Source organism: Pseudoduganella dura (assembly GCF_009727155.1).
Taxonomy (GTDB): Bacteria; Pseudomonadota; Gammaproteobacteria; order Burkholderiales; family Burkholderiaceae_D; genus Rugamonas; species Rugamonas dura.
In genome coordinates this window covers 4,450,123-4,464,669 of record NZ_WNWM01000002.1, presented here as the reverse complement: position 1 = coordinate 4,464,669, position 14,547 = coordinate 4,450,123, and the positions used below count along the sequence as shown (strand labels likewise).

At 63.0% G+C, this 14,547-nt stretch carries 15 protein-coding genes; 6 read left to right on the top strand and 9 right to left on the bottom strand.

The features are described 5' to 3' along the window. From GJV26_RS19495 to GJV26_RS19480, 4 genes are all read right to left on the bottom strand, one after another. Nucleotides 1-1,218, bottom strand: coding sequence for an ABC transporter permease subunit (locus GJV26_RS19495; RefSeq protein WP_155710416.1), 1,218 nt, complete (start codon nt 1,216-1,218; stop codon nt 1-3). A 9-nt stretch (nt 1,219-1,227) separates the two neighbouring features. Further along, entirely contained in the window at nt 1,228-2,157 is a 930-nt protein-coding gene (locus GJV26_RS19490; protein ID WP_155710415.1) for a branched-chain amino acid ABC transporter permease, read from the bottom strand. A gap of 352 nt (nt 2,158-2,509) precedes the next feature. Then, nucleotides 2,510-3,436 (bottom strand): 4-hydroxy-3-methylbut-2-enyl diphosphate reductase, encoded by a 927-nt coding sequence (ispH, locus tag GJV26_RS19485; RefSeq protein ID WP_173346235.1) that lies wholly within the window; start codon nt 3,434-3,436, stop codon nt 2,510-2,512. A gap of 22 nt (nt 3,437-3,458) precedes the next feature. Continuing rightward, nucleotides 3,459-3,902, bottom strand: a complete 444-nt coding sequence (locus GJV26_RS19480) for an FKBP-type peptidyl-prolyl cis-trans isomerase (RefSeq protein ID WP_155710414.1) — start codon at nt 3,900-3,902, stop codon at nt 3,459-3,461. A gap of 154 nt (nt 3,903-4,056) precedes the next feature. On the opposite strand from GJV26_RS19480, the gene radC reads away from it, so the two are divergent. From radC to rpmG, 3 genes are all read left to right on the top strand, one after another. Beyond that, nucleotides 4,057-4,731, top strand: a complete 675-nt coding sequence (radC, locus tag GJV26_RS19475; protein WP_155710413.1) for a RadC family protein — start codon at nt 4,057-4,059, stop codon at nt 4,729-4,731. Nucleotides 4,732-4,939: 208 nt separating this feature from the next. Further along, the gene (gene rpmB / locus GJV26_RS19470; RefSeq protein ID WP_026637479.1) at nt 4,940-5,176 is read left to right on the top strand and encodes a 50S ribosomal protein L28; all 237 of its coding nucleotides are present in this window, start codon (nt 4,940-4,942) and stop codon (nt 5,174-5,176) included. 12 nt (nt 5,177-5,188) lie between these two features. Beyond that, the gene (rpmG, locus tag GJV26_RS19465; RefSeq protein ID WP_050411857.1) at nt 5,189-5,356 is read left to right on the top strand and encodes a 50S ribosomal protein L33; all 168 of its coding nucleotides are present in this window, start codon (nt 5,189-5,191) and stop codon (nt 5,354-5,356) included. Between the two features lie 206 nt (nt 5,357-5,562). On the opposite strand, the gene GJV26_RS19460 is transcribed toward rpmG, so the two are convergent. The 5 genes from GJV26_RS19460 to GJV26_RS19440 all read right to left on the bottom strand — a co-directional run bounded on the left by GJV26_RS19460 (nt 5,563) and on the right by GJV26_RS19440 (nt 10,764). Then, a complete protein-coding gene (locus tag GJV26_RS19460) occupies nt 5,563-6,753 on the bottom strand; it encodes a DesA family fatty acid desaturase (RefSeq protein WP_155710412.1) in 1,191 nt (396 codons plus the stop codon). 247 nt (nt 6,754-7,000) lie between these two features. Further along, nucleotides 7,001-8,323, bottom strand: a complete 1,323-nt coding sequence (locus tag GJV26_RS19455) for a mechanosensitive ion channel family protein (RefSeq protein ID WP_155710411.1) — start codon at nt 8,321-8,323, stop codon at nt 7,001-7,003. Beyond that, nucleotides 8,323-9,633 carry an RsmB/NOP family class I SAM-dependent RNA methyltransferase gene (locus GJV26_RS19450; RefSeq protein WP_155710410.1) on the bottom strand — a complete coding sequence of 437 codons (1,311 nt, stop codon included), beginning with the start codon at nt 9,631-9,633 and terminating at the stop codon, nt 8,323-8,325. The genes GJV26_RS19455 and GJV26_RS19450 overlap by 1 nt, the downstream gene beginning before the upstream one ends. Nucleotides 9,634-9,651: 18 nt before the next feature. Beyond that, the gene (gene purN, locus GJV26_RS19445; protein ID WP_155710409.1) at nt 9,652-10,287 is read right to left on the bottom strand and encodes a phosphoribosylglycinamide formyltransferase; all 636 of its coding nucleotides are present in this window, start codon (nt 10,285-10,287) and stop codon (nt 9,652-9,654) included. 78 nt (nt 10,288-10,365) lie between these two features. Next, nucleotides 10,366-10,764, bottom strand: a complete 399-nt coding sequence (locus tag GJV26_RS19440; protein ID WP_155710408.1) for a barstar family protein — start codon at nt 10,762-10,764, stop codon at nt 10,366-10,368. A 427-nt stretch (nt 10,765-11,191) separates the two neighbouring features. On the opposite strand from GJV26_RS19440, the gene GJV26_RS19435 reads away from it, so the two are divergent. The 3 genes from GJV26_RS19435 to tfpB all read left to right on the top strand — a co-directional run bounded on the left by GJV26_RS19435 (nt 11,192) and on the right by tfpB (nt 14,494). Next, entirely contained in the window at nt 11,192-11,701 is a 510-nt protein-coding gene (locus GJV26_RS19435) for a glycine zipper 2TM domain-containing protein (protein ID WP_155710407.1), read from the top strand. A gap of 141 nt (nt 11,702-11,842) precedes the next feature. Continuing rightward, on the top strand, nt 11,843-12,709 hold the full coding sequence (locus GJV26_RS19430; RefSeq protein WP_155710406.1) for a spermine/spermidine synthase domain-containing protein: 867 nt from the start codon (nt 11,843-11,845) through the stop codon (nt 12,707-12,709). A 15-nt stretch (nt 12,710-12,724) separates the two neighbouring features. Then, the gene (gene tfpB / locus GJV26_RS19425; protein WP_155710405.1) at nt 12,725-14,494 is read left to right on the top strand and encodes a type IV pilus assembly ATPase TfpB; all 1,770 of its coding nucleotides are present in this window, start codon (nt 12,725-12,727) and stop codon (nt 14,492-14,494) included. The last annotated feature ends 53 nt before the right edge of the window (nt 14,495-14,547 follow it).

The following is a 14,547-nucleotide window of genomic DNA, read 5'->3' as shown; positions in this document are numbered from 1 at the left end:
TCAGGCCGCCACGACACCGGACGACTGTCCTTTTGTATCCGAATCGCCATCCGGGCGGTCTTCATGTTTCGGCGAAGGCCACAAACCCGCCGGGCGATACAGCATGATCGTCACCAGCGCCAGGCCGTACAGCAGCTGGCGCAGCACTTCCGCCTCGATCAGCACCTTGCCGAACAGCTGCATCTGCACAGGTTCGACCACGTGGCGCAGCACTTCCGGCAATGCCGCCAGCAGCAGGCCGCCCAGCACCACGCCCGGAATGTGGCCGATACCGCCCAGCACCACCATCGCCAGCACGGCGATCGATTCGGTCAGCGAGAACGATTCCGGGGAAACAAAACCCTGGAACGACGCGAACATCGCGCCGGCCACGCCGCCGAACGTGGCGCCCATCGAGAACGCCAGCAGCTTCACGTTGCGGGTGTTGATGCCCATGGCCTTGGCCGCGATCTCGTCTTCGCGGATCGCCACCCAGGCGCGGCCCAGGCGCGAATGCTGCAGACGCGACGTGATGAAGATCGTGGCGATGCACAACAGCAGGAACAGGAAATAATAGGCGTTCACGGACGGCATCTGCCAGCCGCCGATGCTCACCATCGCGCCGGAACCCTGCTCGCCCGCCAGGTCCACGCCGAACACCTTGATCGAGTCGATCAGGTTGATGCCCTGCGGGCCATTGGTGACGTTGACGGGATCGTTCAGGTTGTTCATGAAGATGCGGATGATCTCGCCGAAGCCCAGCGTGACGATGGCGAGATAGTCGCCGCGCAGCTTCAGCGTGGGCGCGCCCAGGATGGCGCCGAACACGCCGGCCAGCGCCGCCGCGAACGGCACGATGAACCACACGGACAGGTGGATGCCGTTGGTGCGGATCTCCTCGCCCAGGATCGCCACGAGCGTTTCGCCGAACGCCGGGTGCAGCATGATCACCGATTCGAGCAGCGCGGCGAATTGCGGCGATGCCAGCAGGCCCGTCATGTAGGCGCCCAGCGCGTAGAACGCGATGTAGCCAAGGTCCAGCAGGCCGGCAAAGCCGACCACCACGTTCAGGCCCAGCGCCAGCATGATGTACAGCAGCGCCAGGTCGGCGATGCGTACCCACGAGTTGCCGAAGTGCTGCGCCACGAACGGGAATACCAGCATCACGGCCAGCAGCAGCGCGAGGCTGGCGTAGGCCTGCTTCGGCTTGCGCGCGATATCGAAATTGAGCAGTGCCATGGCTTCTCCTTATGCGCGGTCGGCCACGCGTTCGCCCATGATGCCGGACGGCCTGACCGTCAGCACCAGGATCAGCACGATGAACGCGAAGATGTCCTGGTAGTGGCTGCCGAGGAAGCCGCCGGTCAGGTCGCCGATGTAGCCGGCACCCAGGCTTTCGATGATGCCCAGCACGATGCCGCCGATCATCGCGCCGTAGATGTTGCCGATGCCGCCCAGCACCGCGGCGCAGAACGCCTTCAGGCCGGGGATCGTGCCCATGGCGAACTGGATCGACGCGTAGTTGGCGCCCCACATCACGCCGGCCACGGCGGCCAGCGCGGCGCCGATCGCGAACGTGTAGATGATCACGCGGTTCGAGTCCACGCCCATCAGCCCGGCCACGCGCGGGTTCTCGGCCACGGCGCGCATGGCCCGGCCCATCTTGGTCTTTTCGACCAGCAGCACCAGGCCGCACATCGACAGCGCGGCCAGCGCCAGCAGCAGTACCTGGGTCACGCTGATGACGGCGCCGCCGACGGCGATCGGCTCGCTCGGCAGCAGTTGCGGGAACGGCAGCGGATTGCGGCCCCAGATCATCATCGCGAACGTCTGCAGCAGGATCGACATGCCGATGGCGGTGATCAGGGGAGCCAGGCGCGGGGCATTGCGCAGCCGGCGGTAGGCGATACGCTCGATCAGCACGTTGACGATGATGCAGCCGGGGATGGCGCCCAGGATCGCGATGCCCAGCTGCAGCCAGCCGTTCATCTCGGGGAAATGCGCGCCGAGGAGGTTGAGGATCGTGAGGCCGATCATCGCGCCGATCATCAGCACGTCGCCATGGGCGAAGTTGATCAGGTTCAGCACGCCATACACCATCGTGTACCCGAGCGCGACCAGTGCATACATGCTGCCCAGCACCAGGCCGTTGATAATTTGTTGGATGAAGGTGTCCATCGCTCCCCTTGGTTCGACCTTATTTGATCGATCACCGCGCCGGCCGGTATCGCCGGCCGGCGCGTAACAAAAACGGCACCCGGAGGATAGCCCCGCAGTGCCGCCGCATGACGCCCTCGCGGGCATCGCTGTCCATTGCCGCCGTTGTCGCCATGTGCGCAGTCGTGCACCTGTCGCAACGGGCTTGCATCCTACTACTTCCGGGCGTGTCCTGAAAGCCGATCAAAAGAAGTCTGATCGGCAAGTTTGTGGGTTTTACCGCAAGCGCCCGCCATCATAGCGATTCCCGTCAAAAACTTCGCGTGGAATAATCGCGGCAATGCTGAACAATATTCAGTTTACAACATGGCGGTCAAACCAGGCCTTTCGGCAGCGGGAACGTGACGTTTTCTTCCACCCCTTCGAGCGGGCGCACGCTCCTGGCACCGAGCTCCTTGAGCCGGTTGATGACGGCCTGCACCAGCACCTCGGGCGCCGATGCGCCGGCGGTGACGCCGATGCGCTGGTGGCCTTCGAGCCAGGCGGGATCGATCTGGTCCGCGCGGTCCACCATGTAGGCCGGCGTGCCCATCTTGCGGGCCACCTCGCGCAGGCGGTTCGAGTTCGAACTGTTCGGGCTGCCGACGACGACCACCACTTCCACCTGCGGCGCCATGAACTTCACGGCTTCCTGGCGGTTCGTGGTGGCGTAGCAGATGTCGCCCTTCTTCGGTTCCTGGATTGCCGGGAAGCGCGCCTTCAGCGCCGCGATGATCTCGGCGGTATCGTCCACCGACAGCGTGGTCTGCGACACGTAGGCCAGGTGTTCGGGATTGTTCACCCGCAGCGTGGCCACGTCATCGATGGTTTCCACCAGGTGCATGCCTTCCTCGGCCTGGCCCATCGTGCCTTCCACTTCGGGGTGGCCGTCATGGCCGATCATGATGATCTCGCAACCGGTCTTGCGCATTTTCGCCACTTCCACGTGCACTTTCGTGACCAGCGGGCAGGTGGCGTCGAAGATCGACAGGCCGCGCGCTTCCGCCTCGGCCCGCACCGCTTTCGACACGCCGTGCGCGGAAAACACCAGCGTGTTGCCGGCCGGAACATCGTCCAGGTCCTCGATGAAGATCGCCCCCTTGGCGCGCAGGTCCGCGACGACATAGGCGTTGTGCACGATTTCGTGGCGCACATAGATCGGCGCGCCGAACTGCTGCAGCGCGCGCTCGACGATCTCGATCGCGCGGTCCACGCCCGCGCAGAAGCCGCGAGGCTGGGCCAGGAGGATTTCCTTGTCCATGTTCATTCCGATGTTCATCCGGTCACAGCACCGAGATCAGGTTGACTTCGAAGCGCACCGGCTGGCCGGCCAGCGGGTGGTTGAAATCGAAGATGGCGGCATCGTCATGCAATTCGCGCAGGATGCCGGAAAAACGGCCGCCGCCCGGCGCCGCGAAGTCGACCAGGTCGCCCACGCGGTATTCCGCGCCGGGCACCGAATTCTCGTCCAGCGTGGCGCGCGTGACGGGGCGCACCAGTTCCGGGTTGCGCGGGCCGAAGGCCACGCCCGGCTCCAGGTCGAATGTTTTATGCGTGCCTTCCGGCAGGCCGAGCAGCAGTTCTTCCAGCACCGGCGCCAGCTGGCCGGAACCGAGCATCAGCGTGGCCGGGTTGCCGTTGAAAGTGGAGACGATATCGGTACCGTCCAGCTGGGCCAGGCGGTAATGCAGGGTGAGATAGGCGGAAGGCGTGACGACGTTCGACATGATGTGACCGGAAACTGGGCAAACCGGTATTGTAAGCCAGCTTGTGCCCTGCCGTACGCGGTACAGGCCGGAATCGCTTTCGTCTTCGCCATATCAGTATGGCCCGGCTCGCCGGCTCCGATAATGGCCTTCCGATGACAACACGGAGGCACGCATGGGCATTTCGAACTGGCCGGCGCATCAGCGCCCGCGCGAACGGTTGATCCGCGAAGGCGCGCAGGCGCTGTCGGACGCGGAACTGCTGGCCGTTTTCCTGCGCGTGGGCGTGCGCGGCAAGAACGCCGTCGAACTGGGGGGCGACATGGTACGGCACTTCGGCTCCCTGCAGGCGCTGCTGCGCGCCAGCCTGCAGGAATTCACCAACGTGCCGGGGCTGGGGCCGGCCAAGTATGCGCAACTGAATGCCGTCATCGAACTGGCGCGGCGGGCGATCGGCGACGAAATGCTGTCCGGCGAATCGATCTGCTCGCCGCAGGCTGCCAAGCAATACCTGCGGCTGGCAATGGCGGGCCGGCCCTACGAATCGTTCCACGTGCTGTTCCTGGATGTGCGCAACCGGCTCATCGCGGCGCGCGAACTGTTCCGCGGCACGCTGACGCACACCAGCGTCTACCCGCGCGAAGTGGTGCGCGAGGCGCTGACCCGCAATGCCGCCAGCGTGATGCTGGCGCACAATCATCCCTCCGGCACGCCGGAGCCCAGCGAGGCCGATCTTTTGCTGACACGTTCGCTGGTGCAGGCACTGGCCCTGGTCGATATCCGCATCCTCGATCACTTCGTTGTTGCAGGGCACCGCGTGCATTCCTTCGCGGAAAACGGCCAGATGTAACAATCGTCGCCTGCCCTGTCCGGAGTTTACCGTTAGATATCAAGGACTTCGGCGCGCCACCCGATGTGCTGATGTGCCGGCAGGGGAAAATGTTAAATTTCCTAGCAAAACCGAGACACAATTGTTTTTCCCAAGTGATTGAAAAAGCTCAGTTTTTTAGATACACTGCTGTTTTTCCGAATTCGGAAGTAATTTTAAGGAGTGCAACATGGCACGTGTTTGCCAAGTCACTGGGAAGAAGCCGATGGTCGGCAACAACGTTTCCCATGCAAACAACAAAACGAAGCGCCGTTTCCTGCCGAACCTGCAGAACCGCCGCATCTTCGTTGAATCTGAAAACCGCTGGGTCTCCCTGCGTCTGTCCAACGCGGGTCTGCGCGTGATCGACAAGGTCGGCATCGATGCCGTCCTGACCGACATGCGTGCGCGTGGCGAAAAAGTCTAATAGGGAGCTATCATGGCAAAAACTGGCCGCGACAAAATCAAGCTGGAATCGACCGCTGGCACGGGTCACTTCTACACCACGACCAAGAACAAGCGCACGATGCCTGGCAAAATGGAGATCATGAAGTTCGATCCCAAAGCCCGCAAGCACGTGACGTACAAGGAAACGAAGATCAAGTAATCGATCTTTGCTCCACTGAAAAAGCCGCTCTCGAGCGGCTTTTTTATTGCCCAGACTATATGTTGCGCACGCCCGAGCAGCCCGGAGTGTGCCCAACGGCAAAGTGTTGTAAAAAATCGGGGACTGTCCCCGAATTTTTACAACACTTTGCAGCGCCAAATAAAAACGGCCCCGAAGGGCCGTTTCGATGAAGTGCTGGAAGAAGATCAGGCGTAGCTGCGCAGCCGCAGCGAGAACTCCTGCAGGGCCTTGATGCCGGACGTTTCCGCGCGCTGGCACCAGTCCTGCAGCTTGTGGACCAGTTCTTCGCGCGTGAAGTGCGAACGTTCCCAGATCACGCCCAGTTCTACGCGCATGTTGTGCATCGTTTCGAGCGCCTTGCTGTGCTGGAACAGCTCGGTCAGGTGCTCCTTCTGCGCCGCTTCCAGCTTGGCCGGCTCGCGCTGCATCAGCTTGCGTGCCGACTTCAGGAAGCCCGACTCCAGCTGGGGCTTCTGTTTCAGGTGTTCGACTTCCTCGTCCCAGGCATGCTTGACCGACTTGGCATACTTGGCCATCACGTCGTAGCGGTTGGCGATCACTGCATGCAGCGTGTCGAGGTCCGCCTGCAGCTTGCCGGCGGCGAACTTGGGCTTCGGCGGCATCTTTTTCACTTTCGCCAGGCCAACCATTTCCATCATCCGGATATAAGCCCAGCCAATATCGAACTCATACCATTTCGACGACAGCTTGGCCGACGTGGCATACGTATGGTGGTTGTTGTGCAGCTCTTCGCCACCGATGAGGATGCCCCAAGGAATGATGTTGGTGGCGGCATCGGAACAGTCGAAGTTGCGGTAGCCCCAGTAATGGCCGATGCCGTTGATGATGCCGGCGGCCGTGATCGGGATCCACAGCATCTGCACCGCCCAGACGGTCAGCCCTTTGGCGCCGAACAGCATGACGTTCAGGATCAGCAGCAGCGCCACGCCCTGCCAGCTGTACTTGGTGTACAGGTTGCGCTCCATCCAGTCGTCCGGCGTGCCGTGACCGTACTTGCTCAGCGTTTCCTGGTTTTTCGTTTCAGCGCGGTACAGCTCGGCGCCTTCCCAGAACACCTTCTTGATGCCGCGGGTGACAGGGCTGTGCGGATCCTCTTCGGTATCGCATTTGGCGTGATGCTTGCGATGGACAGCCGCCCATTCCTTGGTGACCTGGCCGGTCGTCAGCCACAGCCAGAAACGGAAAAAATGACTCGGGATCGCGTGCAACTCCAGGGCGCGGTGTGCTTGGTGGCGGTGCAGGTAGATCGTGACAGCTGCGATCGTGATGTGTGTGACGATCAGCGTGTAGATGACGGTTTGCCAGTTAGACAGACCAGTAATGCCATGGGTCAGGAAGTCCAAAACAGCGTTCAAGCTTTATCCATCCAATCAATAATTTCCAGTCGCGCGGAAATCTTGCGCAACGCCAGCAGACGTTACCGTCAATTGTACGCGTATTCGTCCACGACAGGCACGGCGTTGCGTACCGTCTCGCGGTTTCATGTGGTTAATCAGAAAAATGCGCAGAAAAATGCGCAGGGAAAATGCGGAGGGGAAATGCGCAAAGCACTCTGCAGGGCTGCACAAGGAAATGCGCAGCCCTGCAAAAATTGCACGGAAGCTATGGGGTGACCTGCGCCGGCACTTCTTCGGCAACCGGCGGCGCGCCGATGATGCGCATCTCCCGCACCGGGAACGGCACCAGGACCTCATGCTCCTTCAGCGCTTTCCAGATCGCCCGGTTGACGTCGGACGTGACCCCGCCGCGGCCGTTTTCCGGATCGCCGATCCAGAAACCCACCTGCAGTTCGAGCCCGTCGGCGCCGAAGGTCAGCAGCGACGCGCCGGGCGGCCGCGATTGCAGCACGCGCGGCACGGTGGCGGCGGCCTTTTCAAGCAGCCCCAGCGCGAAATCGAGATCCGTATCGTAGGAAACGAACACCTTCGTGCTGAGCCATACTTCCTTGTTCGACAACGTGGTGTTCTGCACCGGGCTCGACACGAACATCTCGTTGGGCACAATCGACTCCACGCCGTCCAGCCCCTGCAGCACCGTGTAGCGCGTGTTGATCCGCGCCACCCGGCCGCTGTACTTGTCGACCGTGATCATGTCGCCGATCTGCAGGCTGCGTTCGAGCAGGATGATGAAACCGGAAATGTAATTGCTGGCGATCTTCTGCAGGCCGAGACCGAGGCCGACGCCGAGTGCCCCGCCGAACACGGACAGCACGGTGAGATCGATGCCCACCAGATTCAGGCTGAACAGCAAGGACACCACGATCAGCAGCGCGCGCGCGATCCGCGCCAGCACCACCCGCACGCTGGAACTGAGCGTATCGACGCCCATCAACCGTTCTTCCAGCGCGGTACCGGCCCACATCGCCAGCACCAGCGTGACGACGACCGAGACGATTCCCTGCAGGATTTCCGCCACCGTCACCTTGTTCTTGCCGATGCGCAGCGTGGTGCCGTCCAGATACCGGTAGATGTCGTCCCAGTAGCCGGTGATGTACAGCGCGAACGCGATCCACACCAGCACCTGGAAGATCTTCTCGAACGTGAGCATCGTGGCGCCGATCTCGCCATGGCGGGCGAACACGCGCCGCAGCATGTAGAACGTCAGGCGGATCACGGCCAGCGAGCCCCAGATCGGCAGCGCCACTTTCAGCAGGTTGACGTGATACCAGCGCTCCAGCACGACCTGCGACAGCCACAGCAGGCCAACGATCGCCAGCGGCGCGAGGACCTTGGCGAAGCTTTCCACGCCGAATCGGGCCATGACGCCCCGGTCTTCCCGGCGCGCGATCCGCGACAGGACAAACCGCGCCAGCGCCCAGCCGAGCACCACGGACGCGGCCAGCGCGCCCAGCTGCCATAGCAGGCCGGGATCGCGCAGGTCGCCCAGCAGGTCATTCCACAGTGCGGAAAGCGGAATCTGCTTCATCAGGCCTCGGTGTCGTCTTCGGCCCCGTCTTCAGCGGCGGGCACGGCCTTGGCCATCGGCTTGCGCTCGAACACGGCGGCGAAGAAGCCATCGGTCTGGTGCCGGTGCGGCAGCAGCTTCAGGTAGTCGCCCATTTCCAGCTCGATCTTCTGCTCGGCCAGCACCTTGTTCATCGGCACCAGCTGGAAATCGGGGTGGGCGGCGATGAACTGCTCGGCCACGGCGTCGTTTTCCTCGTTCAGCAGGCTGCACGTGGCATACACGAGACGGCCGCCGGCCTTGACCAGGCGTGCGGCGCCATCCAGGATCGCCACCTGCTTGGCGTGCATCTCGGCGATCGCTTCCACCGGCTGGCGCCATTTCACGTCCGGATTGCGGCGCAGCGTGCCCATGCCCGAGCATGGCGCATCGACCAGCACGCGGTCGATCTTGCCGGCCAGGCGCTTGATCTTGGCATCGCGCTCATGCGCGATCGCCACCGGATGCACGTTCGACAGCCCCGAGCGCGCCAGCCGCGGCTTCAGCTTGGCCAGGCGCTTCTCGGAAACGTCGAATGCATACAGGCGGCCGGTGTTGCGCATCTGCGCGCCCAGCGCCAGCGTCTTGCCGCCGGCGCCCGCGCAAAAGTCGACCACCATCTCGCCACGGCGGGCGCCCAGGATCTGCGCCAGGATCTGGCTGCCCTCGTCCTGCACTTCGATCGCGCCTTCCTTGAACAGCGGCAGGTTCTGCAGCTGCGGTTTGCGCAGGATGCGCAGGCCCAGCGGCGCGAACGGCGTCGGCGTGGCGGCAATCGGCGCTTCGGCCAGTTGCGCCATCACCTTGTCGCGGTCCGCCTTCAGCGCGTTGACGCGCAGGTCCAGCGGCGCGGGCCGGTTCAGCGCATCGGCCAGTTGCAGCGCTTCTTCTTCGCCGTATTGCTCGGCAAGCTTTTCCCACAGCCACTTCGGCATATTGGTGCGCAGCGACTTGTGCAGCAGCGAGCGGTCGATGTCGCGCATCCGCGTCAGCCATTCGGTTTCTTCTTCCGTCAGGCCTGGCAGCGAGTCGACGCCGACGGCGTCGCTCATGCCCAGCAACATCAGCCGGCGCATCGTGGCGCCGCCGTTCGGCTCGGAAAACTCGGTGAAGAAATTCTTGTTGCGCAGTACCGCGTACACGCACTCGGCGATGGCGCCGCGCTCACGGCCGCCAAGGCGGGCATGGTCCTTGAAATAGCGGGACAAGGTAGTGTCCGCCGGCGCGGTAAAGCGCAAAATCTCGCGCAGCACTTCTTCGGCGCTGGCGAGTACTGCTGGAGGCAATCTCATGGGAATCCTGGTGATGAATTAAGTCGAGGATGGAGTCGACGGGTGTGGACGATGTGGGCCATACACCTGGCCATTCTCGACAATCAGTTTATCTTCGATGAACCAGCGGATGGCGCGCGGATACAGGAGATGCTCCTGCACCAGCAGCCGGCCCGCCAGCGTGTCGGGTGTATCGCCGGGCAATACCGGCACGGTCGCCTGGTCCACCATCGGGCCGTGGTCCAGCTCGGCGGTGACGAAGTGCACCGTGGCGCCGTGCTCCGCGTGGCCCGCGGCCAGCGCCGACTCGTGCGTGTGCAGCCCCGGGAACAGCGGCAGCAACGACGGGTGGATGTTCAACATGCGGCCCGCATAATGCTCGACGAAGGCCGGCGTGAGGATGCGCATGAAGCCCGCCAGCACCACCAGGTCTGGCTGGAAGCCGTCGATCACGGCTTGCAGCGCCGCATCGAACGCTTCGCGGGTGGGAAATTCCTTGTTCGGCACGACGGCGGTGGCAATGCCGCGGGCGGCGGCGAATTCCAGGCCTTTCGCATCGGCGCGGTTGCTGATGACGGCAACAATCCGGGCCGGCCATTGCTCGGCCTCGGCGGCGCGCACAACGGCTTCCATATTGCTGCCGCGGCCGGAAATGAGGATGACGATATTTTTCATGGCCGACATTGTACCCGCTGCCGCAGAGCGGACCAACGATCGGCGCCGCTCAGGCAACCTCGGGCCGCCAGCCCCGGGCTATTCGAAGGAGTAGAAAACGCGGAACGGCACCTTCTTTTCGGCCCACCAGTCGGCCGCATCGCGGAACACGTCGAGCAGCGTTTCGCGCGCTTCGCGGTCGAATTTCTGGGTATTGGGCAGTTGTTCCAGCACGATCACAAAGCCGGGTTGCGCGCCGGCCTCGAACAGTGTTTCCGTCAGCGTGGTGCGCAGCGCATCAAAGTTCTTGCCGCAGGGTTTGGGGAACCTGAACGCTTCGGCGATGATGCCCAGCACTTGCTGCTTCGTCAGGCCGGCATTGCAGTATGCATATAAAAAATGCTGGCCCAGGCGGCCGGCCTCCTCTTGTAGTTCAGCGATCCGGAATGCCCTGATGGACTGAACGAGGTTGGGCGGCACGGTTAAGAACAAACTCATTTTTCCCTCAAATCGACCTGTTGTACGGTATGTGTTTTATATTGAAGGCACCTATACAAGGCACGCACTGTGTGACACTGGGTGACACTGCGTGCCGCTGCACCGGCAGCGCTAGTCGCGTTTCTCTCCGTCAATTCGATCCCTAGACTGTAAGGGTAACGTGTTGTACAGCATGAATCAACTTTAATGTGGCCGCGCCCGCAAGATTTGTTAAAAACCGGTCATTTTCAGCGCCGTTTAAGATGCTTTACCGACAATCCGCGCCACAACGCAACCGTCATTATGGCGTTACATTTTGTTGCCATGAGCCCATACCATCCGACATCACCGGCGTTACCATTGGGTCGTGTATCCGGCCCCTGCTTCGCCTCCTGTTCCGGACTGGCTTATCCTGATAAAAAGACAATCACCTATAGAGGTACTTCAAATGAATCTGCAAGCTAAATGTATGTTGTCGGCCATGCTGCTCGGCGCCCTGCCGGCCGTGCAGGCTGCCGATTTCGAAGATTATGGCCGCGTCGTGCGCGTGACGCCGCAGGTCGAACGGGTCAACCGTCCGCAGCAGGAATGCCGTACCGAATATGTACAGGTTCAGCAGCCGCAGCAGCGCAGCGCGGGCGGCTCGATCGTGGGCGGCATCGCCGGCGCCCTGCTGGGCAGCCAGATCGGCAGCGGCAATGGCCGCACGGCAGCGGCGGCGGCCGGCGCGATCGCCGGTGCCGTGGTCGGCGACCGGGTCGACAACCAGAATGCCGCACCGGGCGGCGTGCAGGAACAGGCGGTAAAGCAGTGCCGTACCGTGGACAGATGGGAATCGCACACCACCGGTTATGAAGTCGTGTATGACTACCGCGGCCGCAATTACACCAGCTATATGTCGCAGGATCCGGGCGAACGCGTGCGCCTGCGCGTATCGGTCGAACCGGTACAGCAATAGAGCGCATCGGCGCCGATAGAGCGCATTGCTCGCGGAACTGCCGGCCCTTGGGCCGGCAGTTTTCATTTGCACGCCTGTATTTCCGCGCTTGCTACAGGGCAAAGCGACGCGGGATAATAAAGGTCTACTCCGGACGCCACCATGCTGATCAAACGTAAATCCATCGAAAAAGAAGAATCGTCCCGTCCTGCCCGCCAGCCGGCCGTGAAAACCGCCGTGCGCAAACTGGCGCAGGACGAACCGAAAGACAAACCGAAAGACAAGCCGGCGAAATACAAGCCGAAATTCGCCCCCGTCACGCTGTCCGAGCAGGATGGCGTGCGCTACCTGCATTTCGGTACCGAGTGGGTACAGGGCGCGATGCGCATCCGCAAGCCCGACTGGCCCGAACTGGAATACGCGCAGCAGATGATGGCCTGGATGCTGTGGAACGCCGCGCCCCGCGCCGTCGCGCAACTGGGCCTCGGCACCGCCACGCTGACCAAGTTCTGCTACAGGACCTTCCCCGATGCGCAGGTGACAGCGGTGGAACTGAACCCGCACGTGATCACGATCTGCCACGCGATGTTCAAGCTCCCTCCGGACGACACGCGCCTGCACGTGCTCGAGATGGATGCGCTGGACTTCGTGGACGATCCCGCACGCCGCAACACGCTCGACGCGCTGCAGGTGGACCTGTATGACGCCACCGCGCGCGGCCCGGTGCTCGATTCGGCGGAATTCTATTCGGCGTGCGCCGCCTGCCTCACCGATGACGGCATCATGACGGTGAACCTGTTCGGCGATCATCCGAGTTATGCAAAGAACCTGAAGGCGATGAAATTCGCGTTTGCGCAAGTGGTGAGCCTGCCGGAAGTCCATGATGGCAACGTCGTGGCGCTGGCGTTCAAGCGTGCCCGCGCGCTCGACATCCCTGCACTGGAAGCGCGCGCCGCGGAGATCCACGCGCAAACGAAGTTGCCGGCGAAATCCTGGGTAAAAGGCCTCGCCGCCGCCACCAAGACCTGACCGGGACCTGACGCCATGGCCAAGACGCTCGACCTGCAACAACTCTTCACGTGGCTGCTCGCCGATGGCATGGTGGAGAAAGCCGGCGTCAAGGCCTACTACACGCAGGCGCAGGGCATCCTGCGCAATACCGCCGGATCGATGCATCCGCTGTGCGCCGTTGCGCACTGCAAGATCCTGTCCGCGCAGGCGCCGCACAGGCAGCTGACGCTGGACATGCTGACCGAATGGCTGGCGCAGCGTGCACACCTGCCGCTGTACCGCATCGATCCGCTGAAGGTGGATTTCACCCGCGTGGCGGACGTCATGTCGGCCAGCTACGCGGCCCGCTTCAACATCCTGCCGGTGGAGATCAGCGCGGACACGCTCACCGTCGCCACCGCCGATCCGTTCGCGCTCGAATGGGAGCCGGAGATCGCCAAGATCTCGCGCCGCTCGATCCGCCGCGTGATCGCCAACCCGCTCGACATCGCCCAGTACACGTCGCAGTTCTTTTCCCTCGCGAAGTCGATCAGGGATGCCAACCGTTCCACCGGCCAGGACCTGGCGCTGCGCAACAATTTCGAGCAGCTGGTCGAAATGGGCAAGAGCAACCGCCAGGTGGATGCCAACGACCAGCACGTGATCAACATCGTCGACTGGCTGTGGCAGTACGCGTTCGAGCAGCGCGCATCCGACATCCACCTGGAACCCAAGCGCGACATCGGCAACATCCGCTTCCGCATCGATGGCGTGCTGCACCAGGTGTACCAGGTGCCGGCCGTGGTGATGATCGCGATGACCGCGCGCATCAAGCTGCTGGGGCGGATGGACGTGATCGAGAAGCGCCGCCCGCAGGACGGCCGCATCAAGACGCGCACCGCCGGCGGCCAGGAGATCGAGCTGCGGCTGTCGACCCTGCCGACCGCGTTCGGCGAAAAGCTCGTGATGCGGATCTTCGACCCGGACGTGGTCGTGAAGACGCTGCCGGAACTGGGCTTTCCGCCCGAGGATGCGGCGCGCTGGGATGCGCTGACGAAGCGGCCGCACGGCATCATCCTCGTTACCGGGCCCACCGGCTCCGGCAAGACCACCACGCTGTACACGACACTGAAAGCGCTCGCCACGTCGGAAGTGAACGTGTGCACGGTGGAGGATCCGATCGAGATGGTGGAGGCGTCCTTCAACCAGATGCAGGTGCAGCCGGGCATCGACCTGTCGTTCGCCGACGGCGTGCGCGCGCTGATGCGCCAGGACCCGGACATCATCATGGTCGGGGAGATCCGCGACCTGGCCACGGCCGAGATGGCGATCCAGGCCGCGCTGACGGGCCACCTGGTGCTGTCGACACTGCACACGAACGATGCGCCGTCCGCCGTGATGCGGCTGCTGGAACTGGGCGTGCCGTACTACCTGCTGGAAGCCACGGTCATCGGCATCATGGCGCAGCGCCTCGTGCGCACCCTGTGCCCCGAGTGCAAGACACCGGACGGCGAACTGGCCGACGACATCTGGCATGGCATCGGCGGCGCCTGGAACCTGCCCAAGCCGCGGCCGGTCTACCGCCCCGCCGGCTGCCCGGAGTGCCGGCAGACCGGCTACCGCGGCCGCACCGGCATCTACGAATTGCTCACTGTCAGCGCCGGCTTCAATGCACTGGTGCAGGAAGAAACCGACATCGGCGCGCTGCGCCGGCAAGCCGTCGCCGACGGCATGAAGCCGCTGCGCATCGCCGGTGCCTACAAGCTGATCGAGGGCGTCACCACGGCCGAGGAAGTGCTGAAGGCTACTGCATCGCTGGCATAGCGTTCGCCGCGGCTGTTCCCTTGCTTGATCTTGCACAGAAAATGGCCTGGTGC